This is a genomic window from Microcella sp. (assembly GCF_019739195.1).
Lineage (GTDB): Bacteria > Actinomycetota > Actinomycetes > Actinomycetales > Microbacteriaceae > Microcella.
The window spans coordinates 32,587-57,248 of the sequence record NZ_JAHHDS010000001.1 but is presented as its reverse complement, the minus strand read 5'-3'; the positions used below and the strand labels follow the sequence as shown (position 1 = coordinate 57,248).

At 68.6% G+C, this 24,662-nt stretch carries 25 protein-coding genes; 9 read left to right on the top strand and 16 right to left on the bottom strand.

The window, feature by feature from the left end; genetic code table 11:
* Positions 1 to 27 precede the first annotated feature (27 nt).
* Positions 28 to 825: an EI24 domain-containing protein gene (locus KL788_RS00330; RefSeq protein ID WP_293167460.1), complete on the top strand. Its 798-nt coding sequence runs from the start codon at positions 28 to 30 to the stop codon at positions 823 to 825.
* A gap of 73 nt (positions 826 to 898) precedes the next feature.
* Positions 899 to 2,062, top strand: a complete 1,164-nt coding sequence (locus KL788_RS00325) for an acyl-CoA dehydrogenase family protein (RefSeq protein WP_293167458.1) — start codon at positions 899 to 901, stop codon at positions 2,060 to 2,062.
* Between the two features lie 86 nt (positions 2,063 to 2,148).
* Here the strand turns inward: KL788_RS00325 and KL788_RS00320 are convergent, their stop codons facing one another.
* Genes KL788_RS00320 through KL788_RS00290 form a run of 7 tightly spaced genes read right to left on the bottom strand, consistent with a single transcriptional unit; the run spans position 2,149 to position 8,215 of the window.
* Positions 2,149 to 3,597 (bottom strand): glyceraldehyde-3-phosphate dehydrogenase, encoded by a 1,449-nt coding sequence (locus KL788_RS00320; RefSeq protein WP_293167456.1) that lies wholly within the window; start codon positions 3,595 to 3,597, stop codon positions 2,149 to 2,151.
* A 58-nt stretch (positions 3,598 to 3,655) separates the two neighbouring features.
* On the bottom strand, positions 3,656 to 5,191 hold the full coding sequence (locus tag KL788_RS00315; protein ID WP_293167454.1) for an SPFH domain-containing protein: 1,536 nt from the start codon (positions 5,189 to 5,191) through the stop codon (positions 3,656 to 3,658).
* Positions 5,192 to 5,230: 39 nt separating this feature from the next.
* Positions 5,231 to 6,472, bottom strand: coding sequence for a 23S rRNA (adenine(2503)-C(2))-methyltransferase RlmN (gene rlmN / locus KL788_RS00310; RefSeq protein WP_293167452.1), 1,242 nt, complete (start codon positions 6,470 to 6,472; stop codon positions 5,231 to 5,233).
* Between the two features lie 22 nt (positions 6,473 to 6,494).
* Positions 6,495 to 6,986, bottom strand: a complete 492-nt coding sequence (locus KL788_RS00305) for a CinA family protein (protein WP_293167450.1) — start codon at positions 6,984 to 6,986, stop codon at positions 6,495 to 6,497.
* Entirely contained in the window at positions 6,983 to 7,309 is a 327-nt protein-coding gene (locus KL788_RS00300; protein WP_293167448.1) for a hypothetical protein, read from the bottom strand. Before KL788_RS00300 ends, KL788_RS00305 begins: the two co-directional genes overlap by 4 nt.
* Positions 7,310 to 7,368: 59 nt before the next feature.
* Complete coding sequence (locus KL788_RS00295; protein ID WP_293167446.1) at positions 7,369 to 7,857, bottom strand: SRPBCC family protein; 489 nt, start codon at positions 7,855 to 7,857, stop codon at positions 7,369 to 7,371.
* A 10-nt stretch (positions 7,858 to 7,867) separates the two neighbouring features.
* Complete coding sequence (locus tag KL788_RS00290) at positions 7,868 to 8,215, bottom strand: ArsR/SmtB family transcription factor (RefSeq protein ID WP_293167444.1); 348 nt, start codon at positions 8,213 to 8,215, stop codon at positions 7,868 to 7,870.
* 69 nt (positions 8,216 to 8,284) lie between these two features.
* Between KL788_RS00290 and KL788_RS00285 the strand changes: the two genes are divergently transcribed.
* From KL788_RS00285 to KL788_RS00275, 3 genes are all read left to right on the top strand, one after another.
* Positions 8,285 to 10,069, top strand: a complete 1,785-nt coding sequence (locus KL788_RS00285; RefSeq protein WP_293167442.1) for a DEAD/DEAH box helicase — start codon at positions 8,285 to 8,287, stop codon at positions 10,067 to 10,069.
* A 99-nt stretch (positions 10,070 to 10,168) separates the two neighbouring features.
* A complete protein-coding gene (locus KL788_RS00280; RefSeq protein ID WP_293167440.1) occupies positions 10,169 to 10,606 on the top strand; it encodes a YciI family protein in 438 nt (145 codons plus the stop codon).
* Positions 10,606 to 11,877: an RNA polymerase sigma factor gene (locus tag KL788_RS00275; protein WP_293167438.1), complete on the top strand. Its 1,272-nt coding sequence runs from the start codon at positions 10,606 to 10,608 to the stop codon at positions 11,875 to 11,877. The genes KL788_RS00280 and KL788_RS00275 overlap by 1 nt, the downstream gene beginning before the upstream one ends.
* On the opposite strand, the gene KL788_RS00270 is transcribed toward KL788_RS00275, so the two are convergent.
* Positions 11,874 to 12,551, bottom strand: a complete 678-nt coding sequence (locus KL788_RS00270; RefSeq protein WP_293167436.1) for a response regulator — start codon at positions 12,549 to 12,551, stop codon at positions 11,874 to 11,876. The genes KL788_RS00275 and KL788_RS00270 overlap by 4 nt on opposite strands.
* Positions 12,548 to 13,810: a sensor histidine kinase gene (locus tag KL788_RS00265; RefSeq protein WP_293167434.1), complete on the bottom strand. Its 1,263-nt coding sequence runs from the start codon at positions 13,808 to 13,810 to the stop codon at positions 12,548 to 12,550. The genes KL788_RS00270 and KL788_RS00265 overlap by 4 nt, the downstream gene beginning before the upstream one ends.
* Positions 13,811 to 13,962: 152 nt before the next feature.
* Between KL788_RS00265 and KL788_RS00260 the strand changes: the two genes are divergently transcribed.
* Together KL788_RS00260 and KL788_RS00255 are read left to right on the top strand one after the other, a co-directional pair.
* Positions 13,963 to 14,745 carry an ABC transporter ATP-binding protein gene (locus KL788_RS00260; protein ID WP_293167432.1) on the top strand — a complete coding sequence of 261 codons (783 nt, stop codon included), beginning with the start codon at positions 13,963 to 13,965 and terminating at the stop codon, positions 14,743 to 14,745.
* Positions 14,742 to 16,130, top strand: coding sequence for an ABC transporter permease (locus tag KL788_RS00255; protein ID WP_293167430.1), 1,389 nt, complete (start codon positions 14,742 to 14,744; stop codon positions 16,128 to 16,130). The genes KL788_RS00260 and KL788_RS00255 overlap by 4 nt, the downstream gene beginning before the upstream one ends.
* A gap of 3 nt (positions 16,131 to 16,133) precedes the next feature.
* Here the strand turns inward: KL788_RS00255 and KL788_RS00250 are convergent, their stop codons facing one another.
* Positions 16,134 to 17,021, bottom strand: coding sequence for an alpha/beta fold hydrolase (locus KL788_RS00250; protein ID WP_293167428.1), 888 nt, complete (start codon positions 17,019 to 17,021; stop codon positions 16,134 to 16,136).
* Positions 17,018 to 17,380 (bottom strand): hypothetical protein, encoded by a 363-nt coding sequence (locus tag KL788_RS00245; protein WP_293167426.1) that lies wholly within the window; start codon positions 17,378 to 17,380, stop codon positions 17,018 to 17,020. The genes KL788_RS00250 and KL788_RS00245 overlap by 4 nt, the downstream gene beginning before the upstream one ends.
* 82 nt (positions 17,381 to 17,462) lie before the next feature.
* Here KL788_RS00245 and KL788_RS00240 point away from each other — a divergent pair, with 82 nt between their 5' ends.
* On the top strand, positions 17,463 to 17,987 hold the full coding sequence (locus KL788_RS00240; RefSeq protein WP_293167424.1) for a helix-turn-helix domain-containing protein: 525 nt from the start codon (positions 17,463 to 17,465) through the stop codon (positions 17,985 to 17,987).
* A gap of 15 nt (positions 17,988 to 18,002) precedes the next feature.
* On the opposite strand, the gene argG is transcribed toward KL788_RS00240, so the two are convergent.
* Complete coding sequence (gene argG, locus KL788_RS00235; protein WP_293167422.1) at positions 18,003 to 19,445, bottom strand: argininosuccinate synthase; 1,443 nt, start codon at positions 19,443 to 19,445, stop codon at positions 18,003 to 18,005.
* Between the two features lie 49 nt (positions 19,446 to 19,494).
* Complete coding sequence (locus tag KL788_RS00230) at positions 19,495 to 20,379, bottom strand: SDR family oxidoreductase (RefSeq protein WP_293167420.1); 885 nt, start codon at positions 20,377 to 20,379, stop codon at positions 19,495 to 19,497.
* A gap of 105 nt (positions 20,380 to 20,484) precedes the next feature.
* Between KL788_RS00230 and KL788_RS00225 the strand changes: the two genes are divergently transcribed.
* A complete protein-coding gene (locus KL788_RS00225; RefSeq protein ID WP_293167418.1) occupies positions 20,485 to 21,114 on the top strand; it encodes a GNAT family N-acetyltransferase in 630 nt (209 codons plus the stop codon).
* Here the strand turns inward: KL788_RS00225 and KL788_RS00220 are convergent.
* The 3 genes from KL788_RS00220 to KL788_RS00210 form a co-directional block, all read right to left on the bottom strand.
* Positions 21,103 to 22,119: a CNNM domain-containing protein gene (locus tag KL788_RS00220; RefSeq protein ID WP_293167416.1), complete on the bottom strand. Its 1,017-nt coding sequence runs from the start codon at positions 22,117 to 22,119 to the stop codon at positions 21,103 to 21,105. The genes KL788_RS00225 and KL788_RS00220 overlap by 12 nt on opposite strands.
* Entirely contained in the window at positions 22,116 to 23,492 is a 1,377-nt protein-coding gene (locus KL788_RS00215; RefSeq protein ID WP_293167414.1) for a hemolysin family protein, read from the bottom strand. Before KL788_RS00215 ends, KL788_RS00220 begins: the two co-directional genes overlap by 4 nt.
* Positions 23,493 to 23,657: 165 nt before the next feature.
* A complete protein-coding gene (locus KL788_RS00210) occupies positions 23,658 to 24,527 on the bottom strand; it encodes an NADH:ubiquinone oxidoreductase subunit 4 (chain M) (protein ID WP_293167412.1) in 870 nt (289 codons plus the stop codon).
* Positions 24,528 to 24,662 lie beyond the last annotated feature (135 nt).

The window sequence follows — 24,662 nt, the reverse complement described above, 5'->3', positions numbered from 1 at the left end:
GCCATCGGGCGCGCCTACGCTGGTCGCATGGCCCGGCGCACCCGCACGCACCCTCGCGCATCCCGCGTGACCGCAGTCGCGCGCGATCTCGCCACGGGCGCCCTCTTCGTGCTGCGCGGGTTCGCGACCTGGCGACGCCGCCCCGGCCTCATGCTCTTCGGCATGCTGCCGGCCGCCATCGCGGCGGCGGTCATCATCGCTCTGCTGGTCACCCTCGGGCTGAACGCCGAGCAGTGGGCGACGGCCATCACGGGCTTCGCCGAGGGGTGGCAGAGCGATTGGCGTGATGCCCTGCGCACGGCCGTGGCGATCACCCTCGTCGCCGGGGTGCTCATCGGCGCGATCTACGGCTTCACGACGCTCACCCTGCTCATCGGCGACCCCTTCTACGAGCGCGTCTGGCGCCGCACCGAAGAAGACCTCGGCGACTTCGCCCCGAACCCCGTGCGGTTCTGGCGCTCGTTCGGCGACGGCCTGCTGCTCGTGCTACGAGCGATGGCCTACGGCCTGCTGACCTTTGTGGCCGGGCTGATCCCCCTCATCGGTGCCGTGGCGGGTCCGGTCACGGGCGTGCTGCTCGGCGGGCACCTCATTCAACGCGAGCTAACGACCCGCCCGCTCGAGGCGCGGGGCATCGACGGCACCGCACGCTCGAGCGTCATGCGCGGCTCACGTGCTCGCGCGCTGGGCTTCGGCATCGCGACGCAACTGCTCTACCTCGTGCCGGGCGGGGCCGTGTTCGTGATGCCGGCCGCCGTCGTCGGTTCCACATTGCTCGCGCGCGATGCCGTCGCGCGAGCCGCTGCGCCGCCCCCGGCACCGTGACCGCGCGCCTCTTATCCAAGTGGACAAAGACGAGGCGGTGCGCCACGATGAGTGCACGTCAGAGAGGACCTTCATGACCGACTCGCCCCTCGATCTCATCGGCTTCGATGCACTGCTGAGCGACGACGAGCGCGCGACGCGCGACCGCGTGCGGGCGTTCGTCGAGAGCCACGTGCGCCCGGGCATCGCCGAATGGTACGACCGCGGCGAGTTCCCTCGTGAACTGATCGCGCCCATGGGCGAGGCCGGCTTGCTCGGCATGCACCTGCAGGGCTACGGCGGCGGCGGTCGTTCCGCGGTCGAGTACGGCCTCGCGGCCGCCGAGCTCGAGGCCGGCGACAGCGGCATTCGCACCTTCGTGTCGGTGCAGGGCTCGCTCGCCATGACCGCGATCCACACCTTCGGCTCGGAGGAGCACAAGCAGCAGTGGCTGCCCGGCATGGCGGCGGGCGAGATCATCGGATGCTTCGGCCTCACTGAGCCGAATGCAGGCAGCGACCCGGCCTCGATGCAGACCGTCGCACGCCGCGATGGCGACGACTGGGTCATCTCGGGGTCGAAGCGCTGGATCGGCCTCGCGTCGATCGCCGACATCGCTGTGATCTGGGCGCAGACCGAGGCGGGCATCCGCGGCTTCATCGTGCCCACCGACAGCTCAGGCTTCACCGCCACGCCGATCGGGCAGAAGCTGTCGATGCGGGCGTCGATCCAGTGCGACATCGTGCTCGACGAGGTGCGCGTGCCCGCCGACGCCCAGCTGCCGGGAGCGGAGGGACTGCGCGGCCCCTTCACGTGCCTCAACCAAGCGCGGTACGGCATCATGTGGGGGGTCATGGGTGCGGCGCTCGACAGCTACCGCGCCGCCCTCGCCTACGTGCAGCAGCGCGAAGTATTCGGCAAGCCCGTCGCCGCATATCAACTCACGCAGCAAAAGCTCGTCGACATGGCCCTCGAGATCGACAAGGGCTTCTTGCTCGCGCTGCAGCTCGGGCGGTTGAAAGATGCCGGCCAGCTGCAGCCGCACCAGATCTCAGTCGGCAAGCTCAACAACACGCGCGAGGCGATTGCCATCGCGCGCGAGGCACGGGCGATGCTCGGCGGCAACGGCATCACGCTCGAGCACTCGCCGCTGCGGCACGCCAACAACCTCGAGTCGGTGCGCACCTACGAGGGCACCGACGACGTGCACACGCTCATTCTCGGCAACGCGATCACGGGAATCGCTGCCTTTCGCTGACCGGGGCGCGAAGGTACCCGTTGCGCTCCACTGTGCCTGCCCAGCCGGGGCTCACTCGCGCGCAACAGGCACACTCGGCGTGAGCGCTAGGCGCCGACGCGCTCCGGCACGACGGTCGGGTGACTGCCCGCCATCGTCTCGAGCACGCGCACGACCTGCGAGCTGTACCCGTACTCGTTGTCGTACCAGACGTAAACGATGAGATTGTCGCCCGTGCAGATGGTCGCGAGCCCGTCGACGATGCCGGCACGGTGCGAGCCGATGAAGTCGGTCGACACGACCTCGGGCGACTCGATGTAGTCGATTTGCTGGCGAAGCTCTGAGTGCAGCGACGTCTCGCGCAAGAAATGGTTGACCGCGTCGCGCGTCGTCGGGCGCTCGAGCCGCAGGTTGAGAATCGCCATCGAGACGTCAGGCGTTGGCACGCGGATGGCGTTGCCCGTCAGCTTGCCCTCGAGCGCAGGCAGTGCCTTGGCCACCGCCTTCGCGGCCCCCGTCTCGGTGATGACCATGTTGAGCGCGGCCGAGCGGCCACGCCTGTCGCCCTTGTGGAAGTTGTCGATGAGGTTCTGGTCGTTGGTGAACGAGTGCACCGTCTCGACGTGCCCGTGCACGATGCCGTACTCGTCGTCGAGCACCTTGAGCACGGGCGTGATCGCGTTCGTGGTGCAGGAGGCTGCGGTCACGATGCGATGCTCGGGCTCGATCGACTCGTGGTTGATGCCGTGCACGACGTTCGGCAGCGCACCCTTGCCGGGTGCTGTCAGCAGCACGCGCGCGACTCCTGTCGACCGCAGGTGCTGCGAGAGCCCCTCCTCGTCGCGCCAGCGGCCCGTGTTGTCGACGACGATCGCGTCGTGAATGCCGTAGGCGGTGTAGTCGATCGCGGCCGGGTCGTCGGCGTAGATGACCTGGATGAGCGTGCCGTTGGCGAGAATGGTGCCCGCTTTCTGGTCGACCGAGATCGAACCATCGAAAGGCCCGTGCACCGAGTCACGACGCAGCAGACTTGCCCGCTTGACGAGGTCGTTCTCGCCGCCGCGGCGCACGACGATAGCCCGCAGGTGCAGCCCGGCACCGTTGCCGGCGTGAGCGATCAGGATGCGCGCGAGCAGTCGCCCGATGCGCCCGAAGCCGTACAGCACGACGTCGGTGCCGCCCGCGTTGCGCGGGGCCCGCTGCGTGGACGCGAGGGCGTCGCGCAGGTAGTCGACGAGCGACCGCCCGTCGCCGTGCTCGTCGTAGTCAAGCAGCAGTCGCGCGATATCGAGCGACGCGGGGCCGTGGTCGAGCGTGAGCAGGGCATCGAGCACCCGCTTCGTCTGCTCGAGCGGCAGAGCTGCTCCCGTGACGTGGTGGGCATAGCGATGCGCCTTGATCACGCCGATCGCCGACTGGTTGATGAGACGGCGACCGTGAATCGACGTGATCACGCCGTGCTCGCGATACAGGCGTCCGATGAGCGGAATCAATTGCTCGGCGAGGGTCTCGCGAGCCTTCCAGGCATCGCGCTGGGCGAGAACGTCGTCGGTCATGCCTCAACGCTAGCGACCGTGCGGGCCTCGTTCGGGCCCGCACGGCCGGTTCAGCGCGTCAAGATTCGGTGTTCTTGCGCCGCGGTGAAGACGTGCTCGCCGCGCCCTTGGCGACCGCCGCGCCGGTGGCCTCACCGACGACCTTGCCGTTGATGAGCTCGGCGATGTCGATGCCCACGAGGTCTTTGATGATCTTGGTCGACGTCGCCAGCTGGCCGGCCACGTTCTCGCCGAGCTGGTTGGTGCCCGTGCCGTCTGACGAGATGACCGTCATGTTCTGAATCGCGCCGAGCGGTTCGGCGGCGGCCCGCACGATCTCGGGCAACTGGTCGATGATGCGCTGCTTGAGCAAGGCTTCGGCGCGCTCGGCCAGCGCCTCGGCCTGCGCGCGAGTCGAGTCGGCCTCGGCCGTGCCCTTCACGCGAATCGCGCCGGCTTCGGCCTCACCTTCGGCCGCGAGTGCCTCGGCGGCCGCGATGCGTCGAGCGCGCTCGGCGATACCCTCGGCCTCGACAGCCTCGGCAGCACTGCGGCGTCGGTTGCGCTCGGCGATACCCTCCGCCTCTATGGCTTCGGCCGCGGCCTTGCGCGCGTCGCGCTCGGCGTTGGCGTTGGCGACGGCAGCGAGTGCGGCCGCATCGGCCTCTTTCTCGATCGCGTAGGCCTGCGCATCGGCGACCGCACGCACCTCGGCGTCAAGCTCTTGCTTGCGCAGGCCGACGCGCTTCTGGGCCGTGAGCTCTTGCTGCGAGACGACCTCTTGCTGCGCGATGGCTTCGGCGAGCGGGGCGGCCGCGGCGGCCTCGGCCCGTGCCTTGTCGGTCTCTTTCTGAATCTCGGCGTTGCGCAGGTCGAGGGCGCGCTGGCTCTCGGCGATCTGCTGCGCAGCGTTGATGCGCGCCTCTTCAGACGCCTGCTGGGCCTGCGCTTCGGCGATCTCGGCGACCTGCTTCACGCGAGCGGCCTCCGCACGACCCAGGTCGCGGATGTAGTTGTTGTCGTCGTCGATCTCTTTGATCTGCAGGGTGTCGATCTGCAGGCCCTGAATGTCGAGCGCCTCGCGCACCGCTTCGAGCACCTGCTCTTGCAGGGCCGAGCGGTTGGTGATGATCTCGGTGACGGTGAGCTGACCGACGATCGAGCGCACAGAACCGCTCAAGACTTCTTCGGTCGACGACTCGATCTGGTCTTGCTGGTTCAAGAAGCGCTGGGCGGCTGCGCGCACCATGGCCTCTGAGCCGCCGACCTTGACGACGGCGACCGCGTTGACTTTGATCGTGATCGCATCGCGCGTCTGCGCGGTGGCCTGCACGTTGAGCTGCCGCGACCGCAGGCTGAGCTTGAAGTAGGCCTCGACAATGGGCTTGACGAAGACGCGCGAGCCGAACACGACCCGCTGGCCGACGTTCTCCATCTCGGCGTTCTGCAGTCGTTCTTTCGGCGTGCGCTGGCGCGAGGTGACGATGATCGCCTCATCGGGCTTCGCCACCTTGATGCTGCGCAGCAGCACGATGATGACGATGAGCGAGACGACGACGGCGACGCTGATGCCGACGATCTGCGTGAAGAACTGATTGATCGAGTCGAGGAACATGCGTTCAGTATGGCCGACCCGAGGGATGTTCGGGAGCGGCTATTCGGCAGCGGCGAGCTGCCCGCACGCCCCGTCGATCTCTTTGCCGCGGGTGTCGCGCAAAGTGGTCGGAATGCCCGCGTCGTCGAGGCGGCGCACGAACTCGCGCATGACGGCGGGCTCTGAGCTGGTCCAGATCGACCCGGGGGTCGGATTCAGCGGAATCGGGTTGACGTGTACCCAGCCCCGGCCGCGCTCGAGCAGCTTCTGGGCGAGCAGGTCGGCGCGCCAGGCGTGATCGTTCATGTCTTTGATGAGTGCGTACTCGATCGACACCCGGCGCCCCGTGGCGTCGAAGTAGGCGCGCGCCGCGTCGAGGGCCTCGTCGACCTTCCAGCGCGAGTTGACGGGAATCAGCTCGTCGCGCAACTGATCGTCGGGCGCGTGCAGGCTGAGCGCGAACGTCACGGGGATCTTCTCCTCCGCGAGCTTCAGGATGGCCGGCACGAGTCCGACCGTCGACACCGTGATGTGGCGCGCGCTCATGCCGAGCCCGTGCGGCTGGGGCTCGACCATCGTGCGCAGAGCATCCATCACCCGGTTGTAGTTGGCGAGCGGCTCGCCCATGCCCATGAAGACGATGTTGCTGACGCGCTCGGGCGTGGTCTCGCCGCGCTTCTTACCGCCGAGCTCTCCCGCGGCGATGGCCGCGTTGGCCTGCACGATCTGGTCGACGATCTCGGCGCTCGACATGTTGCGCGTCAGCCCCGCCTGCCCCGTCGCGCAGAACGGGCAGTTCATGCCGCAGCCGGCCTGGCTCGAGACGCACAGCGTGATGCGGCCCGGGTAGCGCATGAGCACGCTCTCGACGAGGGCGCCATCGTGAAGCTTCCAGAGAAACTTGATCGTGTCGCCGTTGTCGGTGCGCAAACGGCGCACCTCGGTCAGCAGTGGGGGCAGCATGCCGGCGACGAGCTCGTCGCGCTGGGCGGCGGGAAGGTCAGTCATCGCCGCAGGGTCGGTCGAGTAGTGCGTGAAGTAGTGAGTGCTCAACTGCTTCGCTCTAAAGCCGGGTAGCCCGAGCTCTTTCACGCGCTCGACGCGCTGCTCGGGGGTCAGGTCGGCGAGATGAACGGGCGGTTTGCCGCGCTTCGGCTCGGCGAACTGTAGCACCGGGCGGCCATCGGGGCCCATCTTCTGCTGCCAGCCCTCGGTCGTCGGGCGCACCTGAGGGCGGGCATCTGTCGTCGATCGTGGGTTCGCGGCCGCGCCGTTGTTGCGAATGCCGCGATCGGATGCCATACCTCCAGGGTACGCGCCGTGGCTAGCGCTCGATCACGTCACGCAAGCTGACGAGGGCGCACAGTGTTGTCTGTGCGACCACCGCGCCGGGGTCGCCCTCGAAACAATGAGTGGCGACGTCGATTCCCTTTGCCGTGCTCACCGCGATGATGACCGTGCCCGCCGGTCTGCCTTCGCTCTCGCCCGGTCCGCCGACCCCCGTCACCGCGACTGCAGCATCGGCCGTCATCAAGTCGCGAACCCCCACGGCCATTTGCATCGCGCACGTGGTCGTGACAACTGGCCCAGGAACTACACCGAGCACACCGACCTTCACGTCTGCGGTGTAGGCGATGACTCCCCCGCAGAACCAGTGCGCCGACTCCGGCGCTCGCCCCAGTGCCGAGGCGATCGCACCGCTCGTGAGCGATTCGGCGCACGCCAACCGCATGCCGCGTTGCTGGGCAGCGTCAGCGACGACGGTCGCGATGCGTGAGATCTCGGTGTCGATGTTCGGCTCGAGCATGGCTGTCATGACCCACGGGCAGCGATGACGAGCGTGGCGATCAGTGCACAGGCAAGCAGAGTCGCGTAGAGGCTGGCGAGCGCGATCAGTCTTTCGCGCCCCGCCCTCACGAGCACGCGCACGAGGATCGTCGAGATCAGCAGCACCACCATGATGACGACGGCGGCAAAACCCACAGGTGCCAGGCCGTCAATGATCAGCAGCATGGGCGCGAGAAGCACAGTCGACACCGCGGCGACGACGACCCAGGTTGTGCCAGAAGCGCTCGTCAGTTGAGGCTGGTTTCTGAGCTTCGTGGGGTCGATCGAGCGCTCTGTGATATCTCGAGGCATGCGCCGACCGTACCTATCGACCATGCCGTCGAGACACCCCTTGACACAGCGATTGGTGATTACCCCGCGAGAAGCGCTTCGATCTGGCCGAGCGCCGACTGCATCCCCTCTTCCATTCCCATCTCGCGCATCTGCACGAAAGCATCAGCGTTCGGAAAGACCGATGTGATGACCATGCGCGTGCGCCCGTCGCCGAGATCGTCGAGGGTGACGGTCGCCTCGATGGTAGGCATTGTCGGGTCGGGTCGGCCGTCGGGCCCCTCGAACCCGTCACGAAACTCGAACCGTGTGGGAGCCTCGACAGACTTCGCGATCCACCAGCCGGGTGCCTTCTCGCCGTTCGGTCCGGTCATGTAGTAGTTCGACCAGCCACCGGGCACGAAGTCGTGGCGCGTGAACGTCGCCGGCCACTCCGGCGGGCCCCACCAGCGCTCGAGCTGCCGTGGGTCTGCCCACAATTGCCAGACTCGATCGACAGGAGCGTCGTGCTCGGTCACGAAGGTGAGGCTCAATGCCTCGAGGTCGGTGATGGCGTCGGTGACGGGCATGGTGGTCTCCCTACTGCTCAGGACCCTCGGCGAGGATCGCGTCGATCGTGGTGGCCCGGTGCCGCCATAGGCTCTCGTACGACTCGAGCAACGATCGCGCTCGTTGCAGGGAGTCGGGATTCGCGCGCACGATCTGTTCGCGCCCGCTGCGCGATTTCACCACGAGGGATGCCCGCTCGAGCACCGCCACGTGCTTCTGCACGGCAGCGAAACTCATCGCGTAGCTCGCCGCCAGCGACGACACCGACTGCTCACGCTCGATGACGCGCTCGACGATGTCGCGCCGCGTGGCGTCGGCGAGGGCGCCGAAGATGGCATCGACCTCTGCGTCGCTGAGTCTCGCAATTTCTACAACCATTTGGTTGTAGGTTAGTGATCATCGGGTCCGCGCGTCAAGAGCCCACTCAACCCGCGTACCGTTAGTACTATGACGCCTCACGACGACACCGCCACGACCGAGGCCGATAGCGCGCCCACGACACCTCACTTCAGCGAACTGGGGCTCAGCAACGCAGTGCTCGCCGCCCTCGCCGACGTCGGATACGAGACGCCCAGTGCGATTCAGGCAGCCACGATTCCCGCCCTTCTCGCCGGACGCGACGTCGTCGGCCTCGCCCAGACCGGCACGGGTAAGACCGCGGCGTTCGCGCTGCCGATCATCTCGCGCCTCGACGTGAAGCAGAAGAGCCCGCAGGCGCTCGTGCTCGCCCCGACCCGCGAGCTCGCCCTGCAGGTATGCGAGGCCTTCGAGAAGTACGCGGCGCACCTGCCCGGAGTACACGTGCTGCCCGTCTACGGCGGCCAGGGCTACGGCGTGCAACTGTCGGCCCTGCGCCGCGGCGTGCACGTCGTCGTCGGCACGCCCGGCCGCATCATGGACCACCTCGAGAAGGGCACCCTCGACCTGAGCGAGCTCAAGTACCTCGTGCTCGACGAGGCCGACGAGATGCTCAAAATGGGTTTCGCCGAAGACGTCGAGACGATTCTCGCCGAGACCCCGTCCGAGAAGCAGGTCGCCCTGTTCTCGGCGACGATGCCCGCGGCCATTCGCCGCATCTCGAAGCAGCACCTGAACGACCCCGAAGAGATCACGGTCAAGACGAAGACCACGACCTCGGCCAACACCACGCAGCGCTACCTCATGGTGTCGTACCCGCAGAAGGTCGACGCCCTGACGCGCATTCTCGAGGTCGAGAACTTCGACGGAATGATCATCTTCGTGCGCACGAAGAACGAGACCGAGACGCTCGCCGAGAAGCTGCGCGCGCGCGGCTATTCTGCGCAGGCCATCAGCGGCGACGTGGCGCAGCCACAGCGAGAGCGCACCGTCGAGCAGCTGAAGTCGGGCACGCTCGACATTCTCGTCGCGACCGACGTCGCCGCCCGCGGCCTCGACGTCGAGCGCATCAGCCACGTCATCAACTTCGACATTCCGGTCGACACCGAGTCGTACGTGCACCGCATCGGCCGCACGGGCCGCGCCGGACGCAGCGGCGCGGCCATCAGCTTCGTAACGCCGCGCGAGCGCCGTTTGCTCGACGCCATCGAGAAGGCCACGCGGCAACCGCTCACGCAGATGCAGCTGCCGACGGTCGACGACGTCAACGCGACGCGCCTGGCACGCTTCGACGACTCGATCACCGAGGCGCTCGGGCAGACCGAGCTGATGAGCGCCTTTCGCGACATCATCGGCCACTACGTCGAGCACCACGACGTGCCCGAAGCCGAGGTCGCGGCCGCACTCGCCGTCGTCGCCCAGGGCGGAACCTCGCTGCTGTTGACCGAGGCCGATCTGCGCCCCGTGCGTCCACCGCGCGAGGAACGGGATGCCCGCCCGGCCCGCGACGGCGACCGAGCCGAGCGGCCGGAGCGCCGCAGCCGCACAGGCAACGGCCGCCTCGCCCCCTACCGCATCGAGGTCGGCCGCCGGCACCGCGTCGAACCGCGCCAGATCGTCGGCGCGCTCGCGAACGAGGGCGGATTGAGTCGAGAAGACTTCGGTGCGATCGACATCAAGCTCGACTTCTCGATCGTCGAGCTGCCCGTCGACATGCCGCGCGAGACCCTCGACAAGCTTGCGGCCACCCGCATCAGCGGCAAGCTCATCGAGCTTCAGCTCGACCGCGGGCCGCGCAAACGTGCCGAGCGAGGCTACGGCGGTGGCAACGCCGGCGACCGCGACGACCGACCTGCGCGCAAGCCTCGGCACTAGCCGGTTGAGATTCTTCGACGCCGCTGTCGATTTCGGGTAGCGCCGCTCGTCGTCATAGTGAAGGGTCGCAGTGGGCGACCCGTGCGAGAGGAAACCATCATGCCGAAGTACATGCTCATCATGCGCTCGACCGCCGAGGCGACGACGGCCAGCGAAGACCTCGACTTCGAGGCGATCATCAATGCGATGGGCGCCTACAACGAGTCACTCATGCAGGCCGGCGTCATGATCGGCGGCGAAGGGCTCAGCGACCCCTCCGAGGGGTTCGTCGTCGACTTCTCGAGCGACGACAAGGTTGTCACCGATGGCCCGTACGGCGAGGTGCACGAGCTCTTCAATGGGTTCTGGATGATCGAGGTCGCCGGCAAGGACGAGGCGATCGAGTGGGCCCGTCGCTGCCCCCTCGGCCCGGGCACGAAGCTCGAGGTGCGCCGCATCACCGACGAGAGCGACTTCGCCGACTTCGCCGACAACGAGTTCATTCAGAAAGAAGAGGGCTGGCGCGACGAGCTCGCCCGCAAGGCCGAGCAGGGCTGATGACCCGCAGCGCGGCCGAGCACGACGAGGTCGCACGGCGGCTCGCAACCCTCTGGCGCATCGAAGGCGCACGGGTCGTCGCGAGCCTGGCCGCGATCACCCGTGATGTGCCGCTCGCCGAAGACCTCGCGCAGGAGGCGTGCCTCGAGGCCCTGCGCACCTGGGCCAGGGACGGAGTACCCGACTCGCCCGGCGCCTGGCTCACCGCCGTCGCGAAACGGCGCGCGATCGATGCCTGGCGACGTCGCGACGCACTCGACTCACGCTATGAGGCCCTCGCCTCGACGCTGAGCGAGAGCGGATTCGACGAGGTCGAGCCGATCGGCGACGAGGTGCTGCGCCTGCTGTTCGTCGCATGCCACCCCGTGCTCTCGCTCGAGGCGCAATGCGCACTCGCGCTGAAGTTCGTGGGCGGCCTCTCGACCGAGCAGCTCGCCCGGCTCTTCTTGGTGCCGGTGGCCACGATGCAGCAGCGCATCGTGCGGGCGAAACGCTCGCTGTCGGCCGCGGCCGTGCCCTTCGAGGTGCCCGACCCGCACGAGTGGGGTCCGCGGCTGGCCGGCGTGCTCAGAGTGATCTACCTGATCTTCACCGAGGGCTATGCCTCCACGATCGGAGACTCATGGCTGCAGCGCGAGCTGGCTGGCGAGGCTGTGAGGCTGGGCCGACGCCTCGCCGTCATGGTGCCGCGCGAGCCAGAGGTGCACGGTCTGCTCGCCCTCCTCGAGCTGCAGTCTTCGCGCTTCGCGGCGCGCACGGGAGCAGGCGGCGAGCCGGTGCTGCTCGACGAGCAGGATCGACGGCGGTGGGATCACGCGGCCATCGCGCGAGGTCGGGCGGCTCTGCGCCGCGTGGACGCGCTGGGCAGGGGGCGCGGCTCGTATGCCCTGCAGGCGGCCATCGCCGAGCAGCACGCGATCGCGACGAGCGTCACGACGACCGATTGGGCGAGCATCGTCGTGCTCTACGAGGTGCTGGGGCGGGTCTCGCCCAGCCCGATCGTAGAACTCAATCGCGCCGTCGCGGTCTCGATGGCCGAGGGTCCGGCAACGGCGCTGCGCATCGTCGACACGATCGCCGAGTCGGGGGCCCTCGCGAGCTCGCATCTGCTGCCGAGTGTGCGCGGCGAGCTGCTCGCCCGGCTCGGCCGCGGGGCAGAAGCACGCCGAGAGTTCGAACTGGCAGCGAGTCGGGTGACGAACGACGCCCAGCGTTCCGTGCTCGAGCGCAAGCTGCACGCCGTGCAGAAAACCGCTGCGCCGCGGGGTTAGCTGCTCGCACCCCCGCCGAGCCCGTGGCGGTGCGCGAGCACGACGAGCTGCACGCGATCGCGCACGCCGAGCTTGGCGAGCACGTTGCTGACGTGGGTCTTGACCGTCGACTCGCTGAGGTAGAGGCGCGCCGCGATCTCGCCATTGCTGAGGCCTTCGGCGGCGCAGTCGAAGACGAGGCGCTCGCGCTCGGTGAGGCTTGCGAGCGCGGCGGGCGGCGGCGGCACCGCGGGCGATGGTGCTGCGAGCAGCACCGCCAGATCGCCGGCCGCGGCGACCGCTGTGCCCGCGTGCACCGCCCTGATCGCCGAGACCAAGAACTCGGGGCTCGCATCTTTCAGCAAGAAGCCCGCCGCGCCTACGTCGACCGCCGCGCGCGCACGCTCGTCGAGACCGAACGTAGTGAGCACGATGATGCGCAGCGCAGAAGCTCGCCGTGCGGCCCGCTCCGGGCTCAGCAGGCGACGCGTCGCCTCCGCACCGTCGACGTCAGGCATGCGGATATCCATGAGCACGACATCGGCATCGAGCTCATCCAGCAGAGCGACGGCCTCGGCACCCGAGCCGGCTTCGCCGACGAGCACCATGTCGGTCTGCGCGGCGACGACCGCGGCGACCCCGTGGCGGAAGAGCGGTTGGTCGTCGACGAGCACGACTCTGATCGGCGCGCTCACGAGGGCTCCCCCACCGCAGGAAGTCGAACCTTCGCCGTGAACACCCCGTCGAGAGCTCTCGCCTCGAGCGACCCTCCGGCGCTCTGCAGCCGCGAACGCGCGCCGTCGAGACCCGTGCCGTCACGCGGCCACGGATGCTCGCTCGAGCTCGCCATCGCCACAGTGTTCTCGATCTCGACCTCGATGTCTCCCGACGCCGGGTCTGCGTCGACGCGCACCAGCACGGGCGCAGTCGGCTCGCCGTGACGTAGCGCGTTCGTGAGCAGCTCTTGCACGGCGCGGTAGAGCGCCACCGCGCTCTCGCCGCGCGGCAGCCGCACACCCTCCGCCCACTCGACGGTCATGCCGGGGCGCGAGCGCTCGACGTCGTCGAGCAGCTGCGTGAGATCGAGGCCGGTGTGCGCCTCGCCTGACGACAGCCCTGCACCCCCCTCGCCCGTGACGGCGGTCGTCTCGAGCACGTGACGCACCTCTCCGAGGGCACGTCGGGCGGTGTCGGCGATCGTGCCGACCGTGCCGCGTACCGCCTCGAGACCCTCAGGGTCGTCGACATCTCGAAAGCGCACCGATTCTGCTTGGGCGATGATGACGGCGAGAGAGTGGCCGACGATGTCGTGCACGTCTCGGGCCAGTACCGTGCGCGCCGCTTGCAGCTCGGCGATCTCGCTCGCCCGACGAGCTTCGTCCTGCGCGATGCGGGCTCGCTCGCGACCTTCTCGACCCAACCGCAGCGTGCGCGCGACGAGGCCGACGAGCCACGGCACCGAGAGCGTCAGCCCGACGAGCGCGACCAGCAGCGCGAGCGGTAGCCACGCCGGAAAAGCCGGGTTGGCCGAAAGCAGCTGCACGAGCCACGAGTCGATGAGCACGAGATAGGCGACGGCGATGATCGCGCCCACGGCGACCGACACTCCGCTCAGGGTGAGCACCCTGGTCGAGCCGTAGTGCGCCGCGCTCGCGAGAACGACCAGCACGCCGATCTGGGTGAGACTCGCGTCCAGACCGGCGAGCGTGTGCACGAGCGTGCTCGCCCACGCGAGACCGAGAGCCCAGCCCGGGTGCAGGCGGCGCACCGTGACGGCAGCGGCCATGACGGCTCCCGCGACGAGCAGCACGAGGCGTCCGGCGAGGCCGGCATCGGCATCCGCCCCCGAGAGCGTCGCGAAGGCGCCGCTGAGAATCCACAGCAGAAACCCGGTGATACCGTCGGCGACGAGCACTCCGGTGCGCGAGCGCACGAGGGCAGGATGCATCGTCATGAGTCCATCCTGGTCGCTCGAGCAGTGTGGGGCATCCTCCCTCAGGGGGCGGCGTGCGGTACTGCGGTACCGACCCGAGCGGTACTCCCTCGCCGCAGATTGCGACTGCAGGGCGACGCGGTCGCCACCGAGGCCTCCGTAGCGTCGACGCCATGACCACACCTCACACCACAGCCGCCGTCGACATCGTCGCCCGCTGCACCGACCTCACCCGCCTGTTCGGCGCCGACGGCGCGACCGTCGCCGCTGTCGACCGCATCACCGCAGAGTTCCGCCGCGGCGAGTTGACGGCCGTCGTCGGCCCGAGCGGTTCGGGCAAGTCGACGCTCATGTACCTGCTCGCCGGGCTCGATACCCCCACCTGGGGCGAGATCATGCTCGATGGGCACGCGCTCACCGACTTCGACGAGAGCGAACTTGCCGCCCTGCGGCACGAGCGCATGGGCTTCATCTTTCAGTCGTTCAACCTGCTGCCCGGGCTCACCGCCCTCGACAACATTCGGCTGCCCGAGACTCTCGGGCGCCGACGTCGCGATAACGACGCAGTCTGGCAGGCCGAGCTCATCGACCGGCTCGGGCTGCGCGGGCTGCTGGAGCGTCGGCCCCATGAGCTCTCGGGCGGTCAGCAGCAGCGTGTGGCGATTGCGCGGGCCCTCGCCCATCGGCCCGCCGTCGTCTTTGCCGACGAGCCCACGGGCAATCTCGACCTCGCGACCGGAGGCGACGTGCTGGCCCTGCTCACCGAGCTCGTGCACGACAGCGGCTGCGGCATCATCATGGTGACTCACGACCCGATCGCGGCGAGCTCGGCCGACCGCGTGCTCTCGATCCGCGACGGGCACCTCGTCGCCGAGCTCGGTCGAGCGACCGCGGCAGAGATCTCGGCGCTCATGCTCGCCGACGCTCTCGATGTGCGCGCCGAGGCCCAGCGATGAGCGGGCGGGGCGGCACCCTCGCCGCCATCACAGTCGTCACTCTCAGCGCGATGTACATCGTGCTGCTCACCTCGGTGATGGCGCTGCTGCAGTCGGGGCTCGCCTCGACGCCGTTCGGCCAAGGCGCCATGGCCGAGCTCGTGCTCGGCATTCTCGGTGCGGCCTTCCTCATCGTCGCCCTCATCGTCGCCACGGTCGTCGTGACGAACGCTTTCGTGCTCGTCACGGCCACGCGGGTCACCGAGATCGCTCTGCGTCGGCTGCTCGGAGCCTCGGCCCAGGCGGAGCGCGCCCGCATCGCCCGCGAGGGCCTGCGGCTGTCGCTCGGAGCGAGCGCCCTCGGCATCGGTCTCGGGGCCGCCGCGGCTTACGGAATCTTCCTGGCCGGCGCGCAGCGCGACGGGATGTTCGCAGGAGCCACCGCCGCCGATCTCGTGAATCCGCTCGTCGTCGTGCCGCTGCTCGTTCTGCAGGTGTGCACGGTCATCGCCGCGTGGCGCGGGTCGGCAGCGGTGCTCGCTGCTGAGCCAGTGCAGGCGCTCGGCCTCGCGGGCACGCAGCAGGTCGGCGGCTCCGACGACGTGCGGCTCGGTCGCGGCGCGACTGCTGCACTGACGACGGGTCTTGCGCTGCTCGCACTGACAGCTCTCGCGGGAGCCTTCACGCCGATCGCGGCGTTCCTCGGCATCGTCGCCGGCACGTTCATGGCGATCGGCGTGCTCGCCGGTGCTCGCGGCCTCGTGCCGCGCATCGTGCGGGTGCTCGCTGCCGCGATGCCGCGCACCGGGCCCGCTGCACTCGCGCGACGCACGCTCGCCGAGCATCCTGCCCGTACCGCGCGCGCTGCCCTCGGCGTGCTCATCGGCGTCGCCGTCGTCTCGATGTTCGTTGTCGCCACCGCGAGCGCGAACCTCTCGCTCGCGATTGAGTACCAAGACACCGCTCTCGCCGATCAAGCCGACGAGGTGCTGCTCGCGGTGCTCGGCGTCGTCAGCGCGCTCATCGGCTTCGTCGTGCTCATCGCCGCCGTCGGCCTCGCCACCACGGTCGCGCTCACCACGCGACTGCGTGCGCGCGAGATCGCCGTCACCCGCATTCTCGGGCAGTCGCGTCGCGATGCGGCGACGGTTGTCGTGATCGAGGCCGCCGTGTTGAGCGTGGCCGCATCGCTCGCGGGGCTCGCACTCGGTGCGCTGCTCGGCTGGGTGGGAGCCCAGAGCATCATGGGCGTCGCGCTGTCGAGCCGCATCGTCGTGCCGATGATTCCGCTGCCGCTCATCGGTGTCGTGCTCGTCACCGCACTCGTGCTCACCGTGCTTTCGAGTGTCGCCCCCACGCGGTTCGTGCTCGCCGACTCGCCCGTTCGGGCGTTCGCGAGAGCGTGAGGGTCAGCGCGAGACGAGCTGCTCGATCCACGCCGAGATGAGCGGCACGATGCGCTCGTCGATCGGCCGGCGAGCATCCTGTCGATAGGTGCGGAGGGTCGGCGCCTCTTGAGAGCGCATGATGTGGCTCAGGCCGTCGAGCCGAACGACCCGAGTCGGGGCAGTTCGGTGCGCGGCGATCGCTTCGGCGTCGTCGGGCGGTGACTGCAGGTCGTGGCCCGCTGCGAGAGCGAGCACCGGCTGAGTCGCTGCGCCGAGGTCGGCACGAGGGTCGTAGGCCATGAATTCGCGAAACCACCGGGCGTTGACCCGCACCCCGCCGATGCGCTCGACGTCGCGCGTGGTCGCGAGCAGCCTCTGTCGGTTCTTCTCGGTCTGCGACTCGAGGTCGGTGCGCATCAGCCGCAGCAGGCCGCGCACAAAGGCAGGCACGTCGGCGACGAGCGAGCGGGCCTGCCAGCGCAGCACCTCGAGGCCGGTGCGGGCGTAGGGCGAGAGCAGCACCGCCCCGGCGATCGCCGGGCGCTCGACGAGCAGTCGGGCGGCGATCGCCGTGCCTTCGCTGTGGCCGATGACCACGACGGGAAGCCCCGTGCTCATCGCCTCATCGACGACGGCGAGGGCGTCGTCGACGAGATCGTGCAGGCCGGTCGACAGAAAGTCACCACCCGACTCCCCCACGCCCCGCTTGTCCCAGCGGATGCTCGAGACCCCTCGTTCGCACAGACCGTCGGCGAGCTGACGCTGAATACCGAGTGGGAGCTTCGCGGCATCGCCGTCACGATCGATCGGTCCGCTTCCGGGAATGAGCACCGCCATCGCGCGGGCGTCGTGCGCGACCACCCGCTCGGCGGCGAGCGGCACTCCGGCCGAGATGGTGACGGCGCTCATCGGCCGGCACCGGCGATCGCGGCCTGCACGCGCTGTGCGAGCGCATCTGCTTCGGGGGTCGAGACGAGCACTTGGCTGATGGGGCCCGCCGAGGTCTGAAGGTGCAGAGCGGGTCCGCGACCGCGGACCACGGCGAGAGTTCTGCTTCCGCGACGGCGCCAGGTGCCGATCTTGGCCCACCAGGGCACGCCGAGACCGGGTGCGCGTATGCCGCGCACGGCGGCGATGCCGTCGGGCACCGAGCTCGCCGACCGCATCATGTGCAGCGGCAGAGTGACAGAGCCGTGCACGGCGAGAACCCGCTCGAGCAGGGTGAGGCGAACGGTGATCGCGGTGGCGTCAAGAGAGACAGTGGCCATCGTGGGTCCTTTCGTGGATGGGTCACTGCATTGATATCATTCTTGATAACATTCGCGCAAGTGAGATTGATAGGGTGATGCCATGACGAGCGCCGAACTGCTGTTGCACCCCGTGCGCCTGCGCATCGTGCAGGCGATGCTCGGGCGGGGCGAGCTCACCACGAAGGCCCTGGCCGAGAAATTGCCCGATGTCGCCCCGGCGACCCTCTACCGGCAGGTGGGCGCACTCGTCGACGGCGGGGTGCTCGAGGTCGTCTCAGAGCGTCGCGTGCGCGGATCGATCGAGCGCTCGCTGCGCGTGCGCACCGAGGCGACCTCCGTCGACCCCGACGACCCGCACCTCGATGGCGTGACGTTGAGGGCGGGGTTTCTCGCCTATCTCGCGAGCCTCGCCTCGGCCTTTGACGACTATCTCGCCGCCCCGCGTGCAAGCCTCGAGACCGACCTCGTGGGGTTTCGCCAGACGGCGGTCGTCGCCACCGACGACGAATGGAAGACCGCGCTCGACGCCATCAATGCCGCATTCGTGCCGCTCGTCACGCGCTCGTCTGCACCACCCGAGGCGCGCCGACGAATCCTCGCCACGGTGAGCCTCCCGGTCGACTGACAGGCGCACTCGAGGTCAGTCGGTGCCCGAATCGAAGGCCGCGGCCTCGCTCGCCGCATCCACGGCCTCGGCCAGCGCCTCACGGTCAGCCGTCATGGGCGTGGCGTGCTCGGTGACCTCATCGAACTCGCCGGCCGTGATCGTGCCGACGAGCTGCGCGGTCGCGCCGCCGATGATGCCTTGAGCGGCATACTGCTCAAGCCGCGCGCGCGAGTCGGCAATGTCGAGGTTGCGCATCGTGAGCTGCCCGATGCGGTCGGTCGGGCCGAAGGCCGCGTCGCCAACTCGCTCCATCGAGAGCTTCTCGGGCGAATACGACAGCCCCGCGCCGGTCGTGTCGAGAATCGTGTAGTCGTCTCCGCGGCGCAGTCGCAGGGTCACCTCGCCGGTGACGGCCGAGCCGACCCACTTCTGAATGCTCTCGCGCAGCATGAGCGACTGCGGGTCAAGCCACCGGCCTTCGTACATGAGCCGCCCGAGGCGACGACCTTCGGCGTGGTAGTTCGCGAGGGTGTCTTCGTTGTGAATGCCGTTGAGCAGCCGCTCGTAGGCGATGTGCAGCAGGGCCATGCCCGGCGCCTCATAGATGCCGCGGCTCTTCGCCTCGATGATGCGGTTCTCGATCTGGTCACTCATGCCCAGCCCGTGGCGGCCGCCGATGCGGTTCGCTTCGAGCACCAGCTGCACAGCATCCGTGAATTCGACGCCATTGAGCGCGACGGGGCGACCCTCGACGAAGGTGACGGTCACGTCTTCCGCGACGATTGACACCGACTCGTCCCAGAACTTGACGCCCATGATCGGCTCGACCGTCTCGAGCGACACATCGAGGTGCTCGAGGGTCTTCGCCTCGTGCGTTGCGCCCCAGATGTTGGCGTCGGTCGAATAGGCCTTCTCGGCCGAGTCGCGGTACGGAAAACCGTGGGCGATGAGCCACTCGCTCATCTCCTTTCGCCCGCCCAGCTCGGTGACGAAGTCGGCATCGAGCCACGGCTTGTAGATGCGCAGGCGCGGGTTGGCCAGTAGGCCGTAACGGTAGAACCGCTCGATGTCGTTGCCCTTGTAGGTGCTGCCGTCGCCCCAGATCTCGACGCCATCGTCTTTCATCGCCCGCACGAGCATCGTGCCCGTCACGGCGCGACCGAGCGGCGTGGTGTTGAAGTAGGTCTTGCCGGCGTTGCGAATGTGGAAGGCACCGCACGCGAGCGCGACGAGCCCCTCTTCGACGAGCGCCGCCTTCGCGTCGACGAGCCGACTGATCTCGGCACCGTACTCGGTCGCACGCCCCGGCACGGCCTCGACATCGGGCTCGTCGGGCTGGCCGAGGTCGCCGGTGTACGTGCACGGAATCGCGCCCTTGTCACGCATCCACGCAACGGCAACAGAGGTGTCGAGGCCTCCGGAGAAGGCGATGCCGACGCGTTCGCCGACGGGCAGTGAGGTCAAGACTTTAGACACCCCTCCAGCCTATCGGCGCGACTCCCGTGCCCGCGGCGGGGCCGAACTGCTACAGGTGGCGCCCTCCGGTGACCCCGACGATCGTGCCCGACACGTAGGTCGCCTCTTCCGAGGCGAGAAACACGTAGGCTCCGGCAAGCTCTGCGGGCTGCCCCGCTCGCCCGAGCGGTGTGTCTTGCCCGAACGAGACGACCTTCTCGTCGTCCCAGCCCGTCGACGGAATCAGCGGGGTCCAGATCGGCCCGGGCGCGACTCCGTTGACCCTGATGCCGAGGCCGCCCCAATCTTGGGCCATGGCACGCACGAAGGCGACCTGCGCAGCTTTCGTCATCGCGTAGTCGACGAGCCCCGGCGAAGGGTCGAACGCCTGGATGGAGGTCGTCAGAATCACACTGGCCCCCGGATTCAAGTGCGGCAGAGCTGCGCGAGCCGTCGCGATCTGCGAGAACAAATTGGTCTCGAAGGTGTGCCGCAGTTCGTCAGCAGTCACGTCGTGCAGGGTGCGACGATCACCCTGGCGGGCGGCATTGAGCACCAAGATATCGAGGCCGCCGAGCTCGCCGACCGCGTGATCGACGATACGCTCGGCAAACTGCTCATCACGCAGGTCGCCCTCCATCGCCACAGCGGTGCGCCCGGCTTCGCGCACGGCGCGCTCTGTGATCGCGGCATCGGCGTGCTCGACGGGCAGGTGGGTGAAGGCCACATCAGCGCCCTCGCGCGCGAAGGCGATCGCGACGGCGCGCCCGATGCCCGAGTCAGCGCCGGTGATGAGCGCCCGTCGGCCGAGCAGCCGATCGTGGCCCCGATAGCGCTGCTCGCCGTGGTCGGGAGCCGGCGACATCTGCTCGGTCGAACCAGGGGCGTCGAACTCTTGAGCCGGAAACTCCTCCGAGCGATGAAGCGTGGTCGGGTCACTGGGCTGTTCGGTCATGCTTCCCCCTCAGGCGTCTCGTCGACCTGATGTCGACCGTTCCAGGGTGCTCGGGTCGCAGAGAGCCCTCAAGGGGTTGACAAGCCGGACGGTACTCTCGCAGTCATGGTCGCGCCCGAGGTCGTCATCCGCCCCGCCAACGAGGCAAGCTGGGACGACCTGCAGGCGATTCTTACGGGCACGGCCGGCCGCTGTCAGTGCACGCGGCAGCGGCTCGGTGACCGCGAGTGGTACGCGCTGCCGGTCGAGCAGCGCGCCGCCGTGCTGCGCGACGCGGTCGGCTGCGACTCCCCCGTCGACGCAGCGACCGACCGCACGCCTGCTGCGACGGCGGGCGTCGTGGCCTACGTCGACGGCGAACCGGCCGGCTGGGCGGCGGTGGATGCCCGCACGGCGTTCCGCCGCCTGCGCGGTTCGCCCGTGCCCTGGGCTGACCGTCGCGAAGACAAGGACGACGCCAGCGTGTGGGCCATCGCGTGCCTGGTCGTGCGCCGCGGGTTCCGCGGCCAGCACCTCACGTACGACCTCGTGCGGGCATCCGTCGACCACGCCCGCGAGCGCGGGGCTCGAGCGATCGAGGGCTACCCGATGCTGACCGGCGGCGCCGAGATCACGTGGGACGAGCTGAGCGTCGGCCCTGTCGGCGCCTTTCTCGCGGCGGGGTTCAGCGAGGTCGCGCACCCCACGAAGCGCCGTCTGGTCATGCGGCGCGAGATTCGCGCGTCAGACCTCTGAGCCCACGGGCAGCACTCGGCGCAAGATGTCGGCGAGCGTCACGACGCCCCGAACTCCGTCGGCGCCCATGACGATGCCGAGCTGCACGCTTGACTCGCGCATGCGGGCGAGCGCCTCGTAGACGGGAGTCTGAGCATCGAGCACGAAGACCGCGCGAGCGAGCTCGGTCGCCGGGCGCGATGCCGACTCGAGCAGGGTGTCGCGCACGTGCACGACAGAGGGCGTCGCACCGTCATCGCCGACGACCAGAATGCGCAAGTGGCCCGACTCGAGGGCGGCGGCCCGCACCTCGGCAACGGTCGCCTCGGGCGACACGTGGGTCGGAACCGCGCCGGTCACGAGCAGCGCCTCGACCGGCAGGGTTCCGAGGTCGATGAGTCCGGAGATCTGCTGCTGCATCTCGGGCTCGAGCGTGCCGACCTTCGCCGAGTGCTCGACGAGCTGCCGGATGGTTGCGATATCTTGGCCGCCGACCGCCGCGCTCTCGACGGGCTCAACGCCCGCGGCGCGTACGAGACGGTTCGCGATGCTGTTCACCCAGTTCAGCAGAGGGCGCAGCGGCCACACGTAGATGCGAGACACGACGCCGACGGCCATGGCCGACGTCTCGGGATGCGCGATCGCCCACGACTTCGGCGCCATCTCGCCGACGACGAGATGCAGGAAGGTGACGAAGAAGAGCGACAGAGCGAAGGCGGTCGCATCTGACGCCCACTCGACGAGACCCCACGAGGTGAAGAGCGGGCCGAGCCAGGCGTCGACCGCCGGCTTCGTGATCGCTCCGAGCGCGAAGGTGCACGCTGTGATGCCGAGCTGCGCACCGGCGAGCATGACGGTCAACTCATTCATGCCCTTGAGCGCGGCGCGAGCCGAACGGCTCTCGGCCGCGCGCTCTTCGAGACGGTGCCGTCGCGCGCCGAGCAGTGCGAACTCGATGATGACGAAGATGGCGCTCAGCACGATGAGCGCGGCCGTCGCCACGGTGACGAAGAGCGAGTCGGTCATCGGTCGGCCTCCGTGTCGACGATCTCGACGAGCCGCACGCGCACCTCGGTGGGCACGTGACGCTCGACGCGCAGCACATCGACATCGAGGCGGTAGACGACGGGAGCGTCGGCCACTAGGTCAGCGGGATCGACCGGCAGGCCGATGCGCACGGTAGTGCCCTCCACCGGCAGCGCCCCGAGCTCGGCGATGAGCAAGCCGGCGATCGTCTCCACATCGCCGCGAGGCAGTTCGCGGCCGAGCGCGCGCTCCACCTCGTCGAGGTGTACGTCGCCATCCATGATCCACACGCCATCGCCGTCGGGCACCACGAGCTCGCCGAACTCGGCGTCGTGCTCGTCGGTGATCTCGCCCACGACCTCTTCGGCGAGATCTTCGAGCGTCAGCACCCCGGCGAATCCGCCGTACTCGTCGATCACGCAGGCGATCTCGTTCTTCGTGCGCGTCAACTGTCTGAGAGCATCCGGCAGAAGCATGAGGGTCGGCAGCACCGTCGCCGGGCGCATGAGCGACGACACCGAGGTGTCGGCATGCTCGTCGCCCAGCCGGGTGAGCACATCGGCGAGGTGCACGACACCCACGGGTGCGTCGTCGTCGTCGATCACCGGGTAGCGCGTGTGCGCGCGGGCCATGAGCTCACGCAGCTCGACGACCGTCGTGTCGGGCCGCACCCAGTCGACCTGCGAGCGAGGAATCATGGCGTGCTCGACGTCGCGCTGCGGAAAGTCGAGAATGCGGTCGATCATGAGCGAGAGCTCGACCGGCAGGTCGCCGCTGTCGCGCGAGTCAGCGATGATGTGCGGCAGATCGTCGGCCGAGGCGCTGACGTCGAGGTCGTGCACGGGCTCGATACGCAGCGCGCGCAATAGCAGATTCGCCGATCTGTCGAAGAAGTTGATGAGCCACCCGAAGACGGTCATGTAGACGAGCGTCGACCGCGCGAGCGCTCGCGAGAGCGGCTCGGGGCTCGCGATGGCGAGGTTCTTCGGAAACAGCTCGCCGAAGATCATCTGCACGACCGTCGCGATCGCGAGCGTGCCGACCGTGCCGATGGTGATCGCCACCCCCGCTGGCACGCCGACGCCGCCCAAGAGCGCGCCGACCGACTCGCCGATGAGCGGTTCTGCGACGAAACCGACCAGCAGGCCCGTGATGGTGATGCCGAGCTGGGCACCCGAGAGCATGAAGGTCGTGCGCTTCGTGACCTTCAGGGCGCGCCTCGCGGCGGCGTCACCTTCGGCGGCACGCGCGGCCAACCGCGTGCGGTCGACCGACATGTAGGCGAACTCTTGCGCGACGAAGTACCCGTTGGCGGCGATGATCGCCAGAATCACGACGACGCCGAGTAGAAGGCTCAGCACGGTCTCGGTCATCGGGTCACGCTCGAGGTGACGATGGTGGTGGTGCTCGGTGGTGCGGAACTATGGTCCACAGCGGGTTCGACGCCTCCCAGGGTGCGATACGTGCAACACGTTACATGTATTCGGGAGCCGTCGCACCCGCACTCAGCCCATCATCAGCGTGCGCATAGTTCTCGCTCACCGCAACCCGAGCTCGACGCCGAACTCGTCGCGAATGTGCTCGCGCAGCTCGACGAGCTCTGGGTACTGCGTGAAGAACCTCAGCTTCTGGGCCGCGACCCCGGGGCCGTCGAACGAGTCTTCGATCACGAACGTCATGAACGATTCGGCGAAGTCTTCGCCCAGGTTCGTCGCCGCGTAGTCGCTCACGAAGTCGTCTTCGTGGGCGAGGTAGAACTTCCACGCGGCATCGGCGTCGAGGTTCTCGACGTCGACGGCATCGGTGTAGCCGCTCCAGAACGTGTCGTAGAACGCGTACAGGTAGCTGTCGGGCGCCGCGCATCCCTCGAACAGATCGAGGGTGGCGCACGAGGTGGCCTTCCGGTCGAAATCGTCGTCGTCGAAGCTGAACACGTGGGCGTACTCGTGAATGAGGGTGGCGACCATCAGTTGCGGGTCGTCGGCGGTCGCGAGGTTGACGGCGAGAGTCCAGTACTGCGGGTTGAGGTCTTGGTAGACGTAGGCGAGCGTGTCGCTGCGGGGTGCGTCGCCTGCCCGGTACTGGATGATCACCTCGCCCGCCACGTCGGCCCCCACCATGCGCACAAACTGGTGCCAGACCTCAGCGGCCACCCCGGTCGCGGCCGGCTCGAGCGTGCCGTCGGCGAGCACGTCGAAGACCTGCACCTCGCCGAAGTCTTCGTCGAACTCGGTCGGCCCCTGGGGGCCATCTGCCCGCTCGACGGGGATGTCGATGAGGGGCTCTGTGCTGTCAGTGACGAACTGCGCCAACTGAATCGCGAACGGTGCGACTGCTGCGCCCGCCGCTCCGGCGAGCACGCACAGCCCCAGCACGAGGGCGATCAGCGGGGCGATGATGCGGGCCATGCGGTGAGCCTATGGCTGCGGGGAGCACGCGAAATACAGGGTGACCACGTAGCGGCCCTTTCGTGCTCGATCAACCCCTGGCGATCGTGGTGCGGTCGCGCCTACCGTCGAGTTTCGCCGCGATTGCGTCACACG